The 16616-nt window shown below is 49.2% G+C and carries 17 protein-coding genes and 2 tRNA genes; 15 read left to right on the plus strand and 4 right to left on the minus strand.

Annotation, left to right across the window (positions count from 1 at the left end):
• Positions 1-18: 18 nt before the first annotated feature.
• From ABXJ76_RS10585 to ABXJ76_RS10595, 3 genes are all read right to left on the minus strand, one after another.
• Complete coding sequence (locus tag ABXJ76_RS10585) at positions 19-594, minus strand: PilZ domain-containing protein (protein ID WP_432740440.1); 576 nt, start codon at positions 592-594, stop codon at positions 19-21.
• Between the two features lie 435 nt (positions 595-1029).
• Positions 1030-1105, minus strand: a tRNA-Asn gene (locus tag ABXJ76_RS10590).
• A 16-nt stretch (positions 1106-1121) separates the two neighbouring features.
• A tRNA-Arg gene (locus ABXJ76_RS10595) sits at positions 1122-1198 on the minus strand.
• A 189-nt stretch (positions 1199-1387) separates the two neighbouring features.
• On the opposite strand from ABXJ76_RS10595, the gene ABXJ76_RS10600 reads away from it, so the two are divergent.
• Both ABXJ76_RS10600 and ABXJ76_RS10605 read left to right on the plus strand, forming a co-directional pair.
• Entirely contained in the window at positions 1388-2332 is a 945-nt protein-coding gene (locus ABXJ76_RS10600) for an IS1595 family transposase (protein WP_432740442.1), read from the plus strand.
• Between the two features lie 366 nt (positions 2333-2698).
• Complete coding sequence (locus tag ABXJ76_RS10605) at positions 2699-3229, plus strand: SRPBCC family protein (protein ID WP_432740443.1); 531 nt, start codon at positions 2699-2701, stop codon at positions 3227-3229.
• A 64-nt stretch (positions 3230-3293) separates the two neighbouring features.
• On the opposite strand, the gene ABXJ76_RS10610 is transcribed toward ABXJ76_RS10605, so the two are convergent.
• Entirely contained in the window at positions 3294-3950 is a 657-nt protein-coding gene (locus tag ABXJ76_RS10610; RefSeq protein ID WP_432746499.1) for a response regulator, read from the minus strand.
• A gap of 334 nt (positions 3951-4284) precedes the next feature.
• Between ABXJ76_RS10610 and ABXJ76_RS10615 the strand changes: the two genes are divergently transcribed.
• The 13 genes from ABXJ76_RS10615 to ABXJ76_RS10675 all read left to right on the plus strand — a co-directional run bounded on the left by ABXJ76_RS10615 (position 4285) and on the right by ABXJ76_RS10675 (position 16442).
• On the plus strand, positions 4285-6099 hold the full coding sequence (locus ABXJ76_RS10615; protein ID WP_432740444.1) for a methanol/ethanol family PQQ-dependent dehydrogenase: 1815 nt from the start codon (positions 4285-4287) through the stop codon (positions 6097-6099).
• Positions 6100-6160: 61 nt separating this feature from the next.
• A complete protein-coding gene (moxJ, locus tag ABXJ76_RS10620) occupies positions 6161-7009 on the plus strand; it encodes a methanol oxidation system protein MoxJ (RefSeq protein ID WP_432740445.1) in 849 nt (282 codons plus the stop codon).
• Positions 7010-7026: 17 nt separating this feature from the next.
• Positions 7027-7503, plus strand: a complete 477-nt coding sequence (gene moxG / locus ABXJ76_RS10625) for a cytochrome c(L), periplasmic (RefSeq protein ID WP_432740446.1) — start codon at positions 7027-7029, stop codon at positions 7501-7503.
• Between the two features lie 13 nt (positions 7504-7516).
• Positions 7517-7801, plus strand: coding sequence for a methanol dehydrogenase (locus tag ABXJ76_RS10630; RefSeq protein WP_340122536.1), 285 nt, complete (start codon positions 7517-7519; stop codon positions 7799-7801).
• A 244-nt stretch (positions 7802-8045) separates the two neighbouring features.
• Positions 8046-9062 carry an AAA family ATPase gene (locus ABXJ76_RS10635; RefSeq protein WP_432740447.1) on the plus strand — a complete coding sequence of 339 codons (1017 nt, stop codon included), beginning with the start codon at positions 8046-8048 and terminating at the stop codon, positions 9060-9062.
• Positions 9063-9190: 128 nt separating this feature from the next.
• On the plus strand, positions 9191-10027 hold the full coding sequence (locus ABXJ76_RS10640) for a DUF58 domain-containing protein (RefSeq protein ID WP_432740448.1): 837 nt from the start codon (positions 9191-9193) through the stop codon (positions 10025-10027).
• Positions 10024-10899: a nonribosomal peptide synthetase MxaA gene (locus ABXJ76_RS10645; protein WP_432740450.1), complete on the plus strand. Its 876-nt coding sequence runs from the start codon at positions 10024-10026 to the stop codon at positions 10897-10899. The genes ABXJ76_RS10640 and ABXJ76_RS10645 overlap by 4 nt, the downstream gene beginning before the upstream one ends.
• Positions 10896-11924, plus strand: a complete 1029-nt coding sequence (locus ABXJ76_RS10650) for a vWA domain-containing protein (protein WP_432740451.1) — start codon at positions 10896-10898, stop codon at positions 11922-11924. The genes ABXJ76_RS10645 and ABXJ76_RS10650 overlap by 4 nt, the downstream gene beginning before the upstream one ends.
• A gap of 49 nt (positions 11925-11973) precedes the next feature.
• A complete protein-coding gene (locus ABXJ76_RS10655; RefSeq protein ID WP_432740452.1) occupies positions 11974-12534 on the plus strand; it encodes an MxaK protein in 561 nt (186 codons plus the stop codon).
• 142 nt (positions 12535-12676) lie between these two features.
• Positions 12677-13660, plus strand: a complete 984-nt coding sequence (locus ABXJ76_RS10660) for a vWA domain-containing protein (RefSeq protein WP_432740454.1) — start codon at positions 12677-12679, stop codon at positions 13658-13660.
• A 160-nt stretch (positions 13661-13820) separates the two neighbouring features.
• The gene (locus tag ABXJ76_RS10665) at positions 13821-14318 is read left to right on the plus strand and encodes a hypothetical protein (RefSeq protein WP_432740456.1); all 498 of its coding nucleotides are present in this window, start codon (positions 13821-13823) and stop codon (positions 14316-14318) included.
• A gap of 145 nt (positions 14319-14463) precedes the next feature.
• A complete protein-coding gene (locus tag ABXJ76_RS10670; RefSeq protein ID WP_432740458.1) occupies positions 14464-15801 on the plus strand; it encodes an ATP-binding protein in 1338 nt (445 codons plus the stop codon).
• The gene (locus ABXJ76_RS10675; RefSeq protein WP_432740460.1) at positions 15798-16442 is read left to right on the plus strand and encodes a response regulator; all 645 of its coding nucleotides are present in this window, start codon (positions 15798-15800) and stop codon (positions 16440-16442) included. The genes ABXJ76_RS10670 and ABXJ76_RS10675 overlap by 4 nt, the downstream gene beginning before the upstream one ends.
• Positions 16443-16616 lie beyond the last annotated feature (174 nt).

A 16616-nucleotide genomic window follows, 5' to 3' on the forward strand; every position in this document is an offset into this window, starting at 1 on the left:
TTGAACTTTATTAGTCATCTATTGCTTATCCCTGATCTGTTTCAATTGTTTTTTGACCACATACTTAATCAGCAGCTCTCTATCGTCCTCTTTCATATTGAAAAAATCAACGCCAACAAAATAAGAAAATTGACTATCGTTAGTTTGACCCTTTTTGCAAAAAATAACTTTGGCGTAAGTGACAATGACCGCCATACTGGATACCAGTAGCATCTTAATTTCCAGATAATCGCCTTCTTTAAGCATTTCCTCACAATTAAAAGCTATGCCGGATGCACTGATATTAACGTTACGGGCGTCATTCTTCTTAAATTGATGGCCCTGCATCATGATGGCCTGGGCAAGAAGATCAATTTTAGTCTCAACTAACCTTAAGTAATCCGCCACATCCGGTAGGATTTTTTCCAACCTGAGCAACAGTGTTGCCGAGTCTTGCGACACTATTTCAAGAGCGGTAGACAATGAACAGCTATTCAAAATATTATCAGGCACATGGTGCGGTTCGGTCACCTGTTTCTCATCTATTTTTGTGTAAAACAGATTAACTTCATCATCAATGCGAAAAAAACGTCTTCGTTCTTCAGTTTTCGTCATATTACTCTTATCCATAATCTGCAGCCCTGCATTTTATTATCATGATTTGATTATTCTCCATGCACGCCTAAATTCGGCGCCTTTACCTTCTTTCAACACACCGCTACGCTACTCCTGTATTGCTCTATTACGGCCATTTTTTATTTTGTAAGGTATTGATTTTTGGTTTACCTGCATAACATCAGTTATTAATTCGTGCCTGACTCATCCGTGGTATAGGCAGCTCGGAATGAGATACCATTAAGCGTAGGCAGCGTATTGCTCTGTTGACAGGATATGTTGACTTAGCACTTTTTACCAGTCATGGGCTGAAGAAATTACGGCTCGTGGTGGTCTGAAACTTCGATTGATATAAAAAACCCGGACTAAATAGGCTTTTCCTAATCGTCAGGCATAAAAAAAGCCCTACATTTTCATGTAGGGCTTTAATTTACTTGGCTCCCCCGGACGGGCTCGAACCGCCGACCTAATGATTAACAGTCATCCGCTCTACCGACTGAGCTACAGGGGAATAAACTTTTTCAGTGTGGTGCGCCTGGAGAGATTCGAACTCCCGACCGCTCGGTTCGTAGCCGAGTACTCTATCCAGCTGAGCTACAGGCGCCGTACTGAGACGCTTATTATGCTTTTTACCCGGACTCCTGTCAACTATAAATTTTAGCCATCTTTTAAATTTTAGAAGAATGACACTTTAGGGCTACCTGATTACCCATAAAGAACAGCCAATGTTACAAAAATGTCTATACTGACAGTATCTACATATGCAGTATCTACATATAAATGGGATAACGTCATGAAAAACAAAGTTCAATTTCAAAAAGGCTATAGCCTAGGCGAGTTCATGAAAAATTATGGGAGTGAAGATCAATGCCGAAAAGCCTTGTTTCAGTGGCGCTGGCCTCAAGGCTATGTTTGTCCTGAATGCGGCGGGCAAAGCTACTGCACCCTGAAAACACGAGCGGTTTATCAGTGCAATCGCTGCCACCATCAACATTCCCTCATTAGTGGTACCATTTTTTCTGCGACGAAACTCCCGTTAACGATTTGGTTTCTCGCGATCCACTTGACCACACAGGCAAAAACTGGCGTTTCTGCCCTTTCACTGCGCCGCCAATTGGGTGTTTCATACAATACCGCCTGGAGCATCAAACAGAAGCTGATGCAGGTAATGAAGGAGCGTGATGATAGTAAGCTATTATCCGGCGTCATCCAGCTGGATGACGTGTATTGGGGCGGCGAACACCGGGGAGGCAAGCGTGGACGGGGTTCCCCCAACAAAACACCTTTTGTGGCGGCGGTGTCGGTCAACGAAAAAGGGCATCCTATTGCCATGAGCATGACTGTGGTCAAGGGGTTCCGCTCCAAAGAAATCGCTCGTTGGGCTAAGCGCCACCTTAGCACCGACAGTCACGTGGTCTCGGACGGACTGGCCTGCTTCGCCGCTGTTAAGGATACAGGATGCCAGCACACCTACATCGTAACCGGTGGCGGCCCTGAATGTGTCTCACTGGAGTCTTTCACTTGGGTAAACACCATGATAGGTAATGTCAAAAGGTCGATTGACGGGGCGTATCACGCTATCAATCACAAACACCTTCCACGCTATTTGGCAGAGTTTTGTTATCGCTTCAATCGGCGATTTGTCCTTGAGGATATGCTGCCCCGCCTATGTTACGTTGCAGCCAGAACGCCACCTATGCCTATGCGGCTACTGAAGATGGCTGAGGATTATGGGTAATCAGGTAGGGCTATTAGTTTTTCGTTCAGGGCTCATCGACATCCACCCCCAGTAAAACAAGGGGATTCCTTAGTACAGCCCTCCATGCCCGAAGGGGACGACTCTGAAAGCCGTCTTACTTCACGCCATCTCAGTGTGAACCTGATGGCAGAAGATACGCAGCAACAACGCACCCAACGGAGAAAATGATAGATGAACACACAAAATAAATCAAGGTCATCCTTACATCCCCCACCTAAAGGAAGGGGCTTTACGGACTTTTTTGGTAAAAAATGAAAGATTCCCGACCATTATCAGGAAAATCACTCAATACCTTTTACTCAGATTTATGAATAATGAACCATTTTAATTAATGACATTACTGATATGAACCGCTTACCCTTACTATTATTGAGTTTCCTATTGTTCCCCGTTACTTCTCTTGCTCACGGACCAACCCCACAAAAAGCCAAAGAAAGCATCACGATTAATGCTTCTGTCGATGCCGTCTGGAATGTAATCAAGCAATTTGATGCCATTGCAAGCTGGCATCCCGATGTCAAAGCCAGTTCAGGTGATGGAAAAAACGCTTCTGACGGTATTAGAACCCTTACTCTGAAAAATGACGGGCAACTGGTAGAAAGCCTGGATTATTACAGCGACAAAGATCATGAATACAATTACCGGCTTAAAACCGAAAATGTAACGGCATTTCCGGTCAGTTCTTACACCACCAACCTTCAGGTAACAGTAGGGGACGATGCCAATACCAGCATGGTTACCCTGAAAAGCCGTTTCTACCGTGGCGATACCGGCAACACTCCACCTGAAAGCCTGAATGATGCGGCAGCAGTTAAAGCCATGAATGCGTTTTTTAAGAACGGTTTGACGGGGCTAAAACAAAAGCTGGAAAACTAAAAAATATTATAGGCGAAAGGCAAATAAAGACAGATGTTTTTCGCCCCTTCGCCTTTTTTATCCGTTAATTTTCGCGCGCTTCAATAAGACCTTGCCGACTTGCCAGCAAGGTCAGTTCAGCCAGCGTTTCTGCGCCCATTTTTTCCTTAATGACAGTGCCGTGATTACAGACGGTTTTATAACTCAAACACAGCTTTTCGGCCGCTTTTCGAGCGGTATAGCCATTCGCCAAGAGACAGAATACATCGAACTCCCTGGGGGAAAGCAGTTTGATTTTTTCCGCTTCGTCCTGCTCACCTATCATAGAAACAGCCAGTTGCTGGGCAATTTCAGGATCGACATAAGTACCGCCCCAGGCTATTTTATACACCGCTGTAACCAGCGTTTCAGGCACACTGCTTTTGGTGATATAGCCCTTGGCTCCGGCCGCAAGCGCCCGCGTCACATAGACCAGCTCATTGTGAATGCTGAATACCAGAATTTTACAGTGCGGATCACGATTGATCAGTCTTCTGATGCTCTCAAAACCGCCTATCCCCGGCATCGATAAGTCCACCACGACAACATCCGGATGGTGTTGGTTGTACATTTGACAAGCCGTTTCGCCTCTATCCGCCTCATAAATCTGCCCGATTTTATCGGATAAGGAAAGATAGGCTTTGTAACCTGTCCGCACCACAGCATGATCATCGACCAATAACACACTAATCTTACCCGCCATTGCCATTGCTTTTACTCCAAAAACGCATCAAAACAGACATCATGCCTGTTTATAAACGCTAAATCGATAGGAGCTTTTCCTGTTCTATCCCGTCACACAGCAAAGGAAGTTTTCTTGTCCATTTTCGGGATTTTTCCCGCTGATTTTTGGGTTTATTCCGTAACGCTGCAAGTAATGTCTCCCGTACTATGAGCGCCTGCTTAGTCCTGCATCTCAATGAAGCAGGGCAAACGTTTTGATCAAGTGAGCTGGTTGTCATACAGAAACTTTATTGATATGCACGGACTGGGCTTTTAGCTTTTATAAGTATAACAATCATAACCCTGGAGGAACTATGCGGATTTCCAAATTCACCCGCACCGCTGTCGCGTCAGCTGTTTGTAGCGGTGCCTTATTGACAGCTTCGATGCCGACACAGGCTAATAAAGCCTTGGATAGACTGTCGAAAGAGGACACTAACTGGGTCATGCAGACCAAAGACTACAGTGCCAGTCACTTTAGTGACATGACCCAGATTAACACCCACAACGTTCAGCATCTACAGCCGGTCTGGTCGTTTTCCACCGGGGTTTTGAACGGGCATGAAGGCGGACCGCTGGTTATCGACGGAATTATGTATGTGCATACGCCCTACCCTAACAATATTTTTGCCATTGATCTGGATGAGCCGGGCAAGATTTTATGGGAACACAAGCCCAAACAAAATCCGGCTGCCCGCGCCGTAGCCTGTTGCGACGTGGTCAACAGGGGCTTGGCTTATGCGCCTGCCGGTGACGGTTATCCTGCGACTATTTTCCAGAATCAACTGGACGGCCATGTCGTTGCCTTAAATGCCAAGACCGGCGAGTTGTTGTGGAAAATGGAAAATTCCGATATTGCGATGGGTTCTACGCTAACCATCGCGCCGTTTGTCGCCAAAGACCTGGTGATAGTCGGCAGCTCAGGCGCGGAACTGGGCGTAAGAGGTTATGCCACCGCCTATAACATTAAAGACGGCAAACAAGCCTGGCGGGTTTACGCGACCGGCCCTGATGCCGATATAAAACTCGCGAAAGATTTCAACAGCCACAATCCCCATTACGGACAATTCGGCTTGGGCCTTAAAACCTGGGAAGGCGATGCCTGGAAAATCGGCGGCGGCACCAACTGGGGCTGGTATGCGTTCGATCCCGACCTGGACATGCTCTATTACGGCTCGGGCAACCCCGCGCCGTGGAATGAAACCATGCGTCCCGGCGACAACAAATGGACGATGACCATCTGGGGCCGCGACATCAATACCGGCGAAGCGAAATTCGGTTACCAGAAGACGCCTCATGACGAATGGGATTACGCCGGCGTCAACTACATGGGCCTATCAGAGCAGTTAGTCGACGGCAAAATGACCAAACTGCTGACCCATCCCGACCGCAACGGCCTGGTTTATACCCTGAACCGCGAAAACGGCGACTTGGTCAACGCGTTTAAAATCGACGATACCGTCAACTGGGTCAAAAAAGTCGATCTAAAAACCGGCATGCCGGTTCGCGATCCTGAGTTTTCGACCCACATGGACCATGAAGCCAAGGGCATTTGTCCATCCGCAATGGGTTACCACAACCAGGGCATCGAATCTTACGATCCTAACAAAAAACTGTTCTTCATGGGCACCAACCATATCTGCATGGACTGGGAACCGTTCATGCTGCCTTACCGCGCCGGTCAGTTCTTTGTCGGCGCGACGCTGAACATGTATCCGGGGCCTAAAGGCACCTTGGGCCAAGTTAAAGCGATGAATGGCGTTACCGGCAAATTCGAATGGGAAATCCAGGAAAAATTTGCGGTATGGGGCGGCACTACAGCGACAGCGGGCGACCTGGTTTTCTACGGCACCTTGGACGGTCACATCAAAGCGCTGGATTCCCGGGATGGCAAAGAATTGTGGAAATTCAAACTGCCTTCCGGTGTTATCGGCCATCCGGTTACCTTCGGCCATAAAGGCAAGCAATATGTGGCGATTTACTACGGTGTCGGCGGCTGGCCCGGCGTCGGTTTAGTGTTCGACTTGCAGGATCCTACCGCAGGTTTGGGCGCAGTCGGTGCGTTTAAAGAACTGGCCCACTACACGCAACAAGGCGGTGGCGTGATGGTCTTCGCATTAGGCTATTAAAACCACATGCAGGTGCGGATTTATCCGCACCTATTTAAATCGGCATTAAATGAGAATAAATATGCACACAAACAAGTTGATCATAACGGCTTTGTGTTTGGGAACCAGCTTAGCAATATCCCAGGCCAAGGCTGAACAAAGCAAACCACTAAAGGTCTGCGCTGCGGAAAACGAAATGCCTTACTCCAATAAGGCAGGCGAAGGCTTTGAGAACAAACTGGCCGAATTGGTCGGTAAGGCCTTAGGTAGAAAAATCGAATACGTTACCTGGACCGACCCGCGTTACTACATCCGCGACACGCTGGATAAAGGACTGTGCGATGTAGCAATGGGCGTTGATAAAGGCGATCCCAGAGTGTTAACCACTCAGCCTTATTACCGTTCCGGCTATGTCTTCATCTCGCGCGAAGCCGATAACCTGGAGTTGGAAAACTGGGATAGCGCGGCGTTACGCAAAGCAAAACGCATCGCTGTTGTACCCGGCACCCCGCCGGAGGTGATGATGCGGGCTATCGGGCGTTATAACGACATGTTCAATTATTCTCAGGAACTAGTGGGCTTTAAATCCAAACGCAACCAGTATATCAAATACGAGTCCTCGAAACTGGTCAGCGAAATTTCATCAGGTCATGCCGAGATTGCCGCCCTTTGGGGACCCGCTGCTGCACGTTATGTCAAATCATCGACCACACCGCTGCTGATAACGCTGATTCCCGATGATAACGTACGGGCCGATGGTCAAAAAGTCGGCTCTCATTACAGTACCTCAATGGCTGTTAGAAAAAACGATCCAACCTTACTGGCTCAGTTGAACAAGGTTATTGAAGACAACCGGGATGAAATAACCGAGGTGCTGGAAGATGAAGGTATTCCATTAGTTGATGAACCCGATGCTCCTGAAACATCATAAAGAAACAGGTCTTAACCATGAACAGAAAAAAATTATTGGCCGTAGCCGCTGTCATCCTTACGCTGATTAGCTCGACGGCTGTAGCAGAAATAACCTTTCGCAATACCATTACCGGCGCACCGCTGGATATGAGCGTTGCCAAATCGGGCGGCAACGAGGCCGTTTTCAAGCAATTTAAGGAGACCGGCAAGAATCCTTATAACGGCGATAAAGAAGCCGTACAAAAAGGTCATGACCTTTATTTACCGGCCTGCTCCGGCTGTCACGGTCATGAAGCCGAAGGAAAATTAGGGCCGGGACTGGCCGATGATTACTGGACATATCCGTCTGCTACTAAAGACCAAGGTTTATTTGAAATCTTGTTTGGCGGCGCCAACGGCATGATGGGGCCGCAATACGTCAATCTATCAACCGATGAAATGCTGTTGATTATGTCCTGGATACGCGACATCTATAAAGGCGATCCGAAAAAAGCCAAGTGGTTAAAAAAATAGAGAGGAACAACCCATGAAAAAAATGTTTTTAATGAATGCAGGTTTAATGCTGGCAGTAATGTCCTATACGGTTAGCGCTTACGACGGCCAAAATTGCAGCGAACCGGGAGTTTGTTGGGAACCCAAGCCGGGCTATCCTGAAAAAGTGGCCGGCAGCAAGTACGACCCGAAACACGATGTCAATGAACTCAATAAACAAGCGCAATCGATTGTAGAAATGGAAGAACGCAACAAAATTCGCCAGGAAAATCTGGCCAAGACCGGCAAATTTGTTTTTGACGTAGACGACATCGAGTAATGATTTGTTTTGGGCATAAATGCATTCCAACCTTTCGTCCCCTTATGAGTCTGTTTGCATCTTATGCCCCCCTTTTTTTGGTGATCAGCCAGAATCAGCCAGAAATAGATGTTGTGGGCGCGAATTTATTCGCGTTTTTAATCTCCGCGCGAATAAATTCGCGCCCACAATGAATGGCAGTAATGGTCTCGCAAATATAGCAGGGAAACACTGCAATTCCGGCACACATGTTTTTATATAGCTAATGAACACAGACATCCAACTTACCGACTGGCGCGAGCAAGCGTTGCAGTTTGAACAACAAATCAATCAAACCGTTATCGGCCTACAGCTTGCGGTCAGGCATATTATCCTGGCCGTATTTACCCGAGGCCATGTGTTGCTGGAAGGCAATGTCGGCGTCGGCAAAACCACGCTACTAAGAGCGGTTGCTCAAGGCTTGGGCGGCGATTATCAACGGATTGAAGGCACTATCGACCTGATGCCCGCCGACTTGATTTATTACACCTATTTAAACAGCGAAGGCCGTCCGTGCGTCGATCCTGGACCTTTGCTGAAACACGGCGACACACTCGCCACCTTCTTCTTCAACGAAATCAATCGCGCCCGCCCGCAAGTCCATGCCTTGCTGTTAAGGGCAATGGCGGAACGCAGCATCAACGCCTTTAACCGCGACTATCATTTCCCGCACATCCAGGTTTTTGCCGACCGCAACCGCATCGAGAAGGAAGAAACCTTCGAGCTGCCCGCCGCCGCCAAAGACCGCTTTATGATGGAAATCAACATCGATATGCCCAGAGGAGATACTGAGCTGGATGAGCTGATGTTTAATCCCCGTTTTCATGATACCGACCAACTTGTTGCAGGAGTCGCTAACACCGGCATTTACTACCGGCTTAATGAGTTGGCGCAAACGCTACAGCAATGCATACAAACCAGCCCTAAACTCCATGCTTACGCGCTGAGTTTATGGAAAGCCACGCATCAGCCGCAACAATACGGCGTTCAATTAACCGATGTCGAAATGCCGCAATTGTTAATGGCCGGCGCCAGTCCGCGCGGCATGAGTTACTTGATCCGCGCCGCCAAAACCCGCGCTTGGCTGGAACGTCGGGATCATGTATTGCCGGAAGATTTACAAGCGGTTTTCCCAGTCTGCATGACCCATCGACTGTTTTTAAACCCGATGTATGCCTATAGAAAAGAACAACTGTTACCCGAATTGATCAAGGGGATTTTGAACCAGGTGGCCGCGCCTTAAATGTAGGTCGGGTTAGTGCAACGTAACCCGACAACACCACTCTCGTTCCCACGCGCTGCGTGGGAACGAGGACAAACTTAACGGCATCCACCTTGACGCGTAAAACAAGAAAAATACCGTAAAAACCCATGACCGAAACGCTACATTATCGCTTACCCTGGCAATCAAGTTCCGTTTATCCGGGAGCGCATCCCGGACAAATGATCGGCGCCGGACAGCTGTTCAAGCGCCACGAACCGCTGATTGCCAGCCCCGACCCCAGACGTATAGACTTGCGCGCCAGCGTACTCGACCCGTTTTCGTCGTACCGGGTACGCGTCTATCAGCAGCAAAGCTCCGTCAACGTCTATCTGATTGCCGATATGTCGGTATCGATGGGCTATGCCGATAAACAACAAACCCTGCTCCGGTTTTTGCATACCGCTGCCAATTCGGCATTCGGTTACGGCGATAAATTCGGCTTTATCGGCTGCACCGAGCGTATCGAGCAGCGCTGGTTGCTTCCCGCCTGCCAACACTCGGGCAGGGTGTCGGCACTGGCAAAACAACTGGAACGCCTGACCTTTACCGGCAGCGCAATCGGACTGCAAAACGCCGCAGCCTATCTGTCCGTCCAGCGTTCGCTGGTGTTTTTATTATCCGACTGCCATTTTCCGCTCCCTCATTTGCGCGCCGTGTTAGGTTCATTGCAAGGTCACGATGTCATCCCGTTGGTGTTGTGGAATCAGGACGAATACGCCACTTTGCCCAACTGGGGCCTCATTTCTTTTCAGGACATGGAAAACAATGCGAACCGTACGCTGTTCATGCGTCCGGCATTACGGCAAAAAATAATGGCCGCCTACCGGCAGCGCCAACACGACCTGAAACACATGTTCAGGGCCTTTGGCAGCGAGCCCTTGTTTATTACCGAACGCTACAGCGCCCAAACCATTAATCGTCATTTACAGCAGAGGGCCGCATGAGAATTGTGTTAATCATGGTGTTGTCACTGCTGGGCTGTTCCAGCTCTATTGACGAGCCGGTCAGTTACTTTAAGGTCGAAACGCCCCGCCCGTTCGGTTACGTTAACGGCGATGAAATTCCCCAGCGCATTGTCATCGAAACCCGTTCGGGTATCAGCTTACAAACCGGCAGCTTACCCGCCAAAGGACAAATCAATCGCTGGCTGAACCTGAACCAAATCACGGTTAAACAAAGCGGTCAGCGTTATCAAATCGACTTGCTGTACCAGGTTTTTTACGCGCCGCTGGAGGTTAAATCGTTAACCCTGCCCGGCTTTACCGTTCAGCTCAGCCAAGGTGAAAAAAATGTCGGCAAAAGCGTCCCCGCCTGGTCTTTTACCCTGTCCCCACTGAGAGAATTGGTGGTACGCCAAACCGAACAGGGCGAATACATGCGCCCCGACAGTCCGCCGTCGTTATTGGCGAACACCCAGGCTTTGTACGGCTTGGCTGTCAGTCTGACCGTTGCCGTGCTGATAGCGGCCTATTTGGGTTACCTATACGGTTACTTTCCCAATAGGCTGCGACGCACGGTGTTCAAGCAGGTATTACGAAAACTGGCGGGGTTATCTAAAGCCGACATGGAGCAAGCATTGACCCTTGTCCATCACGCCTTGAACAGCCTCAACGGACAGCCCCTGTTTTCTGACTGGTTGAGTGATTTTTACCGGAGTAACCCGCAGTATCTTCAAATAAGTTCCGAATTGGCTTGGTTTTTCAACTACTCCAATCGTTATTTTTTTTCTGACGGCATGATTGCGGTAGCGCAGGATTTGCAACAACTAAAAGACTTCTGCGAGCGCTGCCGAAAAATCGAACGGGGCAGTCGATGAATTGGGCGGTCGATACCCCTTGGGCTTTGACTGGCCTGTTACTCGCCCTATTGCCGATGTTCAATAACGGTATGCGTTCCAGCCCAGCGCCGTGGACGGCGTTGATACCTCGTGACACGCTGTCGGTTTTTATCGTCTGTTGCTTGCGGCTGTGCGCAATGGCGGCCATCGCCGGATTAGTGCTGGGCATGGCAGGCCTGCATCGCACCGAACAACGCCGGGAGCGTATCGGTCACGGCGCGCATATCGTGTTATTGCTGGATCGCAGCAGCAGTATGGATAACAGTTTTGCCGGACGCGCACCGAACGGTGTAGACGACGGCAAGGATGCCGGAGGTAGAGCAATGCATGGAGCAATTGCCGAGGAATCCAAGGCCACAGCAGCGCGGCGCTTATTGACCGATTTTGTCAAACAACGGCAAACCGACTTGATCGGGGTTGCGGAATACAGCACTTCGCCGTTGTTTGTGATGCCGCTGACCGAAAACAAAAACGCGGTGCAGGCGGCGATTGCAGCGACCGCGACACCGGCGCTGGGTTTTACTCATGTCAGCAAAGGCTTGGGGATGGCCATCTCGTTTTTCGAACAACAACCGGTCACCGGCTCGCGTATCGTGCTGCTGGTTTCGGACGGCGCGGCGGCGATCGATCACGACAGCGAACAGAAATTGCGGCTTTGGTTTAAACAGCAGCAAGTCCGTCTGTACTGGATTTTCCTGCGCACCGCAGGCAGCCCCGGCATTTTCGATCAGCCTGAAGACAGCCGGGACGACAACGCCCAAGCCATGCCCGAACTGTATCTGCACAAGTTTTTTCTGGGGCTGGGCAGTCCCTATCAGGCTTATGAAGCGGAAAGCCCCGATGCGTTAAAACAGGCGATTGCCGACATCAACCAGCTGGAAAACCTGCCGATGCACTATTTCGAACGCATCCCCAAACAGGACTTGTCGGCAGTCTGCTACAGCGTAGCGGCCTTCTTGCTGCTGGTTCTATTCGGCGTTAAATTTTGTGAGGTCGAACGATGATAACAAATATCTGTGGGCGCGAATTTATTCGCGCGTTAATGGTCAAACCATGATTAGAACAATCAGGCATATCACCCTGTGGACCGCATTGGCGGTCAGTTTAGCGGCTTTCGTTTACAGTGCCGGCGCGTTGTACGGCATCCACCGCGACAATGACTTAACTCGGCAATTGATTTCGGGCAAGGATGTGGCCGTTAATAAAGTGATCAGCGGCGAACCGGAACTGAGACTGGCGCGGGCTTTTTATTTCAAGCGAAAACACCGCTACGATGAGGCCTTATCGACCCTCAGCCTGATTATGGATAAAGGCGACCGAAACTTCCAAGCCAAAGCGCGTTATAACCTCGGTAACCTGTATCTGGAGCAAGCGGTGCAGCAGGTAAAAGCCATGAATATCAATGAAGCCCTGCCCTTGGCGGGATTGGCAAAACAGGCCTATCGGCAGGCATTGGCATTGGACAGCGGCGACTGGGATGCCAAATACAACCTTGAAGTCGCCATGCGCTTATTGCCGGAAATGGACAGGGTCGACCTACCTGACGACAGCCCGACAAACCGGAAATCGCAGTTGTGGACGACAGTGCCGGGGTTCCCGCGTGGCTTGCCTTGATTTTGTGTATGACGGAGGATTTTTTTACCACGAAGACGCAAACCCCGTCCCGCCTGCTGAGAACATTGCGAGTTAGACCTTCCAGGTTTTTAAAACCTGGAAGGTCTGCATACCGGCATGCAGCCAATAGAACAAGAAAACGATGAACCAGACATTAAAAGATTATCGAATCGGGTACTTGCTGCTGGCGCTGATCGCCATGCTGGTGCTGTTCATGCACCCCAGTAAGCAACAAAAAAGTCCAACTTATAACTACACCTTTATTATCGATATTACCCGCAGCATGAATGCAACCGACTACCAACAAGATAACCAGGCCGTCAGCCGTCTGCATTTTGTTAAACAAACCTTACGCGAATTGCTGCGAGACCTGCCTTGCGAATCCAAAGTCGGACTGGGCCTGTTCACCGAAAGACGCTCAACTTTATTATTCGAACCGCTGGAAGTTTGTTCGGCTTATACGGAAATCGACACCGCCATCAGCAAAATCGACTGGCGCATGGCCTGGGCGGCGGACAGCAATATTGCCAAAGGCTTGCTGAGCACGCTTGAAATGCTGCAAAAAAGCGACAGTTCGGTAATTTTTATAACCGACGGACAGGAAGCCCCGCCGGTTAATCCCAATTACCAAGCTGATTTTTCATCCGTAAAGGGACAGGCGAAAGGCATGATTATCGGCGTGGGCGGCTTGCAAGCCGTACCTATCCCCAAGTTTGACAGTCAAGGCAAGCAAACCGGATTTTATAACCCAGACGATGTGCCGCACCGTTCTTCGTTCGGACAATCGAATCTGGACCCGTCGCAAATCAAAGGCTACAACGCGCGCAATGCCCCATTCGGCAGCGAAGCCGCCACCGGCAACGAGCATTTAACCGCCTTGCACGAAACCTATTTGGAAAAACTCGGCGCAGAATCCGGCTTAAGTTACGCCCGCTTAACCGACTTAAAAAACCTTAGCCAAGCTTTACAAAACCCGAAACTGGCGACTGAAAAAATTGTACAGGCCGATATTCGCCAGCAACCGGCCTTATTGGCATTGCTGCTGTTAAGCCTGGTCTATCTGCCTAAGGTGTATAAATTTCGCCGATTTTTCGCCAGGGAGCGTTCGCTAGTTCCCAAGCTCTAACTTGGGAATTCGGTAAGGGAAGCTCCAGCTTCCCGAGTACGCGAAACTGCGACTGCATGAATGCAGGAGCGGTTGCCGAGAGCGTCGGCTCAAAGGCTCCCGATCTGGAGATTGGAAGCCGGCAACTACCATTAGTTATCTATCATCTTGAGTACTGTAAATGAACAAACAAAACCTGCTCTCAACCCATAATCTTTTTACGCTACGCTTACTTTTGTCGCTGCTCGGCGCCTACATTGGCTATAGCTATCGGCATACCAGCCACGATTATTGGTTTGCCATGATGTTCTTGTTTACCGCTATCGCTATCGCTCCCGACTATTATCAGTTCAAACAACACGGCGATAATCTCAAGGCGCTCACCAGTCGACTGCTGCATTGGACAGGCGGCTTAGGTGCGGCCATTGTCGTTTATGCTTACCACAGTTCAGGAAGAATCTTCCATGAAGAAGCCGGTTTAATCGTGCTGTTAATACTGGCGTTAACGACTTATCTGGACGGCATACAAACAGGGTGGAGAGGTATTTTTACCGGGTTATTTCTAGGCCTTATCACTGTTTGCGTTGCTTATTTAGATGGCTATATCTGGCAACTGGCAGTATTGGCGATAGCTGCCATTACCATTAGCTACCATTGGAATTCAGACGTGGCGAGTTGACCTAAGAATCTATTTTTTAAGCAGAAACTCGGCGCTACAGAAAAAAAAGAATTTTTCCTATAGCGCATAAGACTATAAAAACGAATAATGATGCATTTTTGCAAGCCATCAGCCCGATGTTGCACCTGTCGAGTTTTTAAACCTAATGAGTCTGCGCTACCAAATCAACCTACGTATTTTAATCTCTTCCCTGTGCATTCTGATACTGGGTAGCTCGATAGCTATCTGGCAGGCACGCGATGCGGTGAATAAAGAAGTCAATTCATCGATCAATCTGGCCGTGCAACTGATCACTTTCGGCTTTTCGCAAGCCCCATTTAATGAAACCGCCTGGTTGCCTCAATTTAATGCACTGAATAAAACCCGGCATTTAAACATTCAACTGAAAGTGCCCTCAGGCGAAACCATCAGCGTTACCCATAAAAACCAGCAAATCAGTCATAAAGAAACGCCGCCGCAATGGTTTATCAAACTGGTCGAAGGCGAGCACCCCAAAGCAGAACACCCAATAACCACCTCGGGCGGCAAACAACTGACGCTGATTGTCCAGGCCAACCCCTTGGATGAAATAACAGAGGTCTGGGAAGAAAGTATCGCTTTTTTCAGCTCGCTTTTTCTGCTGACACTGGTTACCTTTTTGGCTGTCAACCTGGCTTTCAACAAAGCCCTTAAATCCATCGCTATCATTGTTGACGGGCTAAAAGCCATTGAAACCGGGCAGTACGGCCAAAAACTGCCGGATTTTTCAATCCAGGAATATGACAGCATCGCCAAAGCCATCAATCACATGACCGGCGAACTGAATGCCAGCCGACAGGAAAACCGGGCATTAACCCAGCATACCCTGGAAATACAGGAAGACGAGCGCCAACGACTGTCGCAGGAATTACATGACGAACTGGGACAATCGCTGACTGCCATTAAAGTCATGGCAGTCACTGCCGGGCGTTCCCAAGCCGGAGCTGTGGGAACGAGTGCGGGCATCAAGCAGGCAACCGACTCCATTATCAGCATCTGCGATCATCTGATGACCGTGGTGCGCTCCATGATGCATCAACTGCATCCCCTGGTATTAACCGAACTGGGCTTGAAAGCAACAATGGAAGATTTGTTAAATCACTGGGCGATCAGAAATCCCGAGTTAACACTTACCATCGCCTGCCCTGACGAAGTCGATGACCTGGAGCAAAAAATCACCATCCAACTATTTAGAGTCGTGCAGGAATGCCTGACCAATATTGTCCGCCATGCGCAGGCGAGCCAAGCCTCCATCAGCCTGGAAATCGAACATCGGGCCGAAACAGCGACGGCACTACGGCTACAGGTAACCGACGACGGGCAAGGCTGCGCTGTCGACAGGATTAAAACCGGTTTCGGCTTATTGGGCATGCGGGAAAGAATCAACAGCCTGGGCGGCGAACTCGCCATACAGACTCAGCCGCAACAAGGCATGAGTATCATCGCAACCATTCCGCTGTCATGAAAGATAAAATCAAAGTCATTCTGGTCGACGACCATGCGGTGGTACGCGCAGGTTTTCGGATGCTATTATCGACCGAAGCCGATATTGACGTGATCGCCGAAGCCGATCGGGGCGAGGCGGCCTGCCAGTTGTATCTGGAACAACAACCGGATGTGATGGTGCTGGATTTATCCATGCCCGGCATCGGCGGACTGGAAAGCATACGCCGCATCTGCAACCGCGACAACAACGCCAAGATACTGGTATTTAGCGTACACGATGAAATGGTTTATGTAGACAGAGCCATGAAGGCCGGTGCGAAAGGCTATATCACCAAAAACAGCGCTCCCGGAATTCTGGTGACTGCGATACAAAAAATAGCCGCAGGCGAAATTTATATAGAACGGGGCTTGATCAAAAACCTGACTCTGCAAAATAGCGAAACCGATTATCAGGCCATTATAAATAGCTTGTCCGCCAGAGAATTCGATGTGTTTTTGCTGCTGGCGAAAGGCTTAACCGCGCATAAAATCGCCGATGAACTTTGTCTGGGCTATAAAACCGTCGCCAATTACGGCACCCAAATAAGAGGCAAACTGAAGGTATCGACGGTTGCCGAACTGGCGCATATTGCGATGGTGCTGCGGGTGATGAAAAATTGATGCAATGGGACGGCATTTTACCGTGCATTCGTTTTAAAAAAATACCAAAATAACCACAGAGAGTGCGAAGTTTTTAATGCATTCAATTAATGCTGTTATTTTCTCCGTGTTCTCCGTGGTTAATATTTTCTCAGCTTAATTTAGCTAATACTTGCACAGCCTCTACTGAACGGA

The organism is Methylobacter arcticus, from assembly GCF_050917435.1.
Taxonomy (GTDB): Bacteria; Pseudomonadota; Gammaproteobacteria; order Methylococcales; family Methylomonadaceae; genus Methylobacter_A; species Methylobacter_A titanis.